The organism is Thalassovita taeanensis (assembly GCF_900110775.1).
GTDB classification, from domain to species: domain Bacteria; phylum Pseudomonadota; class Alphaproteobacteria; order Rhodobacterales; family Rhodobacteraceae; genus Litorimicrobium; species Litorimicrobium taeanense.
In genome coordinates this window covers 1-3,840 of record NZ_FOEP01000031.1, presented here as the reverse complement: position 1 = coordinate 3,840, position 3,840 = coordinate 1, and the positions used below count along the sequence as shown (strand labels likewise).

The 3,840-nt window shown below is 51.1% G+C and carries 3 protein-coding genes; all 3 read right to left on the bottom strand.

The features are described from left to right. Positions 1 to 267: 267 nt before the first annotated feature. From BSF79_RS19335 to BSF79_RS19325, 3 genes are read right to left on the bottom strand one after another with little or no spacing between them, the layout of a single operon-like run. On the bottom strand, positions 268 to 1,881 hold the full coding sequence (locus tag BSF79_RS19335; RefSeq protein WP_090271464.1) for a type I restriction-modification system subunit M: 1,614 nt from the start codon (positions 1,879 to 1,881) through the stop codon (positions 268 to 270). After that, positions 1,878 to 2,984 (bottom strand): AAA family ATPase, encoded by a 1,107-nt coding sequence (locus BSF79_RS19330; protein ID WP_090271462.1) that lies wholly within the window; start codon positions 2,982 to 2,984, stop codon positions 1,878 to 1,880. The genes BSF79_RS19335 and BSF79_RS19330 overlap by 4 nt, the downstream gene beginning before the upstream one ends. Next, complete coding sequence (locus tag BSF79_RS19325) at positions 2,981 to 3,724, bottom strand: restriction endonuclease subunit S (protein WP_090271460.1); 744 nt, start codon at positions 3,722 to 3,724, stop codon at positions 2,981 to 2,983. The genes BSF79_RS19330 and BSF79_RS19325 overlap by 4 nt, the downstream gene beginning before the upstream one ends. Between the last annotated feature and the right edge of the window lie 116 nt (positions 3,725 to 3,840).

Here is a 3,840-nt window from a genome sequence, read left to right as displayed (position 1 = left end):
ATGACAAGCACTCGCGCCAAAGCGCACGACAAACGATAACTCAGTGGACCAGTTTTACGCCGCGATCTGGCACCTTTTTACTCTGCGATTGACAGCTGAGTTGGTGACCTGATCCCCGAATTGTCTTACATCTGTGGATATCCTGCTCTTCAACCGAGGAAAGATGGCAGCCGTTAGGCTGTGTCTTCACTGTTGCGATACATATCAGGAAACAGCACCAATTAGCCTTTTTCAGCGCAGGAATTAAGACGATCGGAGATTTTGATATTAAGGGAGCTCAGGTAGGCCCAGCTCTCGGAGGAAAGTATTGTGTGCATTCTTCGCAACTGAAATCCTTTCTTCCAGCTTGGTCAGTAATCCATTGGTTTGGACAAGATCAACTTCCTTCTCTGCTTCAGCTATGCTGACATATCTGGCGATATTAAGATTGAAGCCTTTTTCTTCGATCTCAGTCATCTCGACCCGCCGAGAGAAGCGGTCCTCCTCCTTTCGGAACTGATAAGTCTCGATAATGTCGCTGATGTGCTTGGGTGAAAGTTTGTTCTGACGCTTATCCTTCGCAAACCGATCCGGCCCGGTTGCATTGATAAACAGGACGTCGTCGAACTTCTTACACTTTTTCAACACGAGAATGCAGACGGGGATACCTGTCGAGAAAAACAGATTTGCTGGCAGACCGATGATAGCGTCAATATGGCCGTCTTTTAGAAGCTTGGTTCTAATTTTTTCTTCTGCCCCGCCCCTGAACAACACGCCATGCGGAAGGATGATTGCCATGGTGCCTTCGTCTTTCAGATAATGAAAGCCGTGTAGCAAGAATGCGAAATCGGCGGCGGACTTGGGGGCGAGGCCATAGTTTTTGAATCTGGCATCTTCTCCAAGAGCTTCCGAAGGATCCCAACGATAGCTAAAGGGCGGATTAGCTACTACGGCGTCAAAACGTGGCATCTTTGCAGGGTTTGGCTCCCTAAGCATGTCCCAGTCGTTGGTCAGTGTATCGCCATGAAAAATCTCAAATTCTGTGTCTTTTACCCCATGCAGTAGCATGTTCATTCGGGCCAAGTTGTAGGTTGTGATATTTCGTTCCTGCCCATAGATTTTTCCTATGCCCAGGGGGCCGAGCTGATTTCGAACGTTTAGCAGCAGTGAGCCGGAGCCACAGGCAAAGTCAAACACGCTGCCAATGTGATCCCTTCTACCAAGCGCGGGATCCTGGCTGTCCAGTGAGACGATTTCTGACAAGATGCTGGAGACCTGTTGCGGCGTGTAAAACTCACCCGCTTTTTTACCGGATCCGGCGGCGAATTCCCCGATCAGGTACTCATAGGCATTGCCCAATGTGTCATTGTCCGTTGAGAAACCTACAAGGCCTTTGGCGATTTCCTTAATGATGCCGCATAACTTGGTGTTGCGTTCCGTATACCCCTTGCCCAGCTTTTCCGAGTCCAGATTGATCTCTGAAAACAGCCCGTCGAAGGTGCTGGAGAAGGACTCGTTCTCTATGAACTTGAAGCCCGCCTTGAGCGTGCTCAATAGATCATTGTGCCCCACCCGTGCCATTTCGGCGATGCTGGCCCAAAGGTGCTCCGGTTTGATAACGTAATGGGTCTTGCGACGCATCTGCGCCTCGAATGCACCGACATCATCTTTGTTCTCTTCGTACCAGACCGCCAGAGGCGTACGGCGATCCACGTCTTCCAACGCAGGATAATCGCGCCCAAGCTCGCGCTGCGCAGCAGCCTCGTAGTTGTCGGACAGGTAGCGCAGAAAGAGGAAGGACAGCATGTAATCGCGGAAGTCATCCGCGTTCATGGCACCACGCAGCGTATTGGCAGTGTTCCAGAGGGTTTTGCCCAGTTCTTGTTCTTCTTGGTCGGTCATGTTGCTTCTGCCTCTTCGGCGACTTCTGGAAATAGCTCGGGATTGAAAGGATACCGTTGCAGAAATTGCCCCAGGATTCTTTTGAAGTATGTCTTGTTTTCGTCCAGCATGGCTTGCGGCTCATAGAGCGAGTAGTTTCCGTGGCTTAGGATGTTAACCAGGCGCGCATGCAGGACGCCGTCAGGGTCATCCCTTCCCTGATCAATGCAGGCCGAGAATTTATTGAAGCCATGGAAACTCGCAGATTTTTCGAGGATCGTCCGCAGCATATTGAAGTGGTAGGTGTAAAGCTCATCACGTTGCGCCGCCTGATAGAGGTCTGACAGCATAGCTACATGATGAAAGAAAGGCGTTTCGCCAGTCGTCCGCACCACGTAGGATTCCGGGTTCTTCTGCCTGTTCAGGAACAGCTTCACAGCACGTCCGAGCTCATTGCACATCACATTGAAGAAGAGCGTATGATGGGTGGAAATTACCGTCTTCAACTCGTGATCAGTCCGCTTGAGGAGCTGGGCCAAATGGTTAGCCACTCCAATCGCGTTATGTTCATCAAGGGACGAGATCGGATCGTCGATATAGATGAATTTTACCCAATCGTATGGCTCCTGACCATCCATGGCGAGCTGAACGATGGCCAGGAAAAAACACCAGATGAAAGTGTTCTCTTCACCGCGTGAAATCTTGATGTTCTGGATTTCAATTGGTGAGGTTTCTGCAGGCACGGTGCGGGAAAAGCTCACAGTCCAGTCGTCATAGTCGATGATGAAGTCGAAGTTGGCGTAGCGTTGCAAGAGGGGTCGGATACGATTTTCCATTTCCAGTTCTTCCAACCCTTGCAGAAAGCTGGAATCGCGGTTCATTTTTAGGACGCGCTCTGTATCGCCGTCCAGATCATTGTTCCAGGTGAACAGATCCTCGGTGAAGGCATTGAAATACAGGGTGTCACGCCCACCGTCCTGTTTCCCAAGTTCCTTGAACTCCATTGACAGACGCGTCTTGCCGGTGCCGTTATAGGCATAGAGAAGCAGATACCTCCTGTTCTCCAGTTGCTCGTGCAGGTGAGCGGCCAAGGCGCTCAGGTCGGGAAAAGCCGCCTCAGTCATACCTGCACCTCTTCGAGGACTGGGAAAAGCTGTTGCATTAGGCCTCGTTTATGAACTTTTAGCTGTTCCAACTTCAGCGTCTGCGAACGGATTTGTTCATCGACAGACATCAAGACGGAAACGATTTTTGCCTGTTCCTTTTCGTCCAATGGGAAAGCGATGGGGCATTCGAGGACGCTTCCTTTGCTCAAGTGTGTTTGGTTCAGACCATCGTTGAAAGCGAGAAGGAAGGGATGCCTATCCAGCGCGTAGTAAAGAAAAGTGCTGTCAATCGCGTGTGCTGTCAGGCGGCAAACACGCTGGTTCACAGCATATTTTTCGTCCTTATCGACAAGGAAACACTTCGCCAAAGCACGCCCCTTCGGCAAGTCACTTAGCACCATCAAGACATCGTCCCTGGAAGCGACGCAGTATCTCTTGTTGCTGTATTTGCGAACCTTGCCATCGGTAGAGATAAAGCGGGCGTTGACCACGATAAAATCACCCTCTTCTTCAATATCCTTTTCAAAGGCCTTTCCGTTTTCGTAATCGGCGACCTCCCCAAGAGGTTTTTCTACCCAGCCTTCAGGATCTTGAAGCTCTGGGAAGCGGCGCTTGGGAAGTGTCTCCAACTTGATCGGGAAGAGTTCGAGCATCAGCCCTTGCTTGTGGTCCTTGAGTGCGTTGAGCTTTTCGCTTTCTGCATCGATCAGGACGTCAATCGAGGCGAGGCATTCGGCGATCTGCTCTTGCTCCCGCAAGCTCGGTAGCGGCGCACGCCCCTGACCTGAGCCCCAAGCTTCCCCCAGCTCTGCGCGGAGTCCTTAGGGTTAAATCTTTGTCGTTAGGCCGCCATCTTGTCCATCGCCTTTCTCTG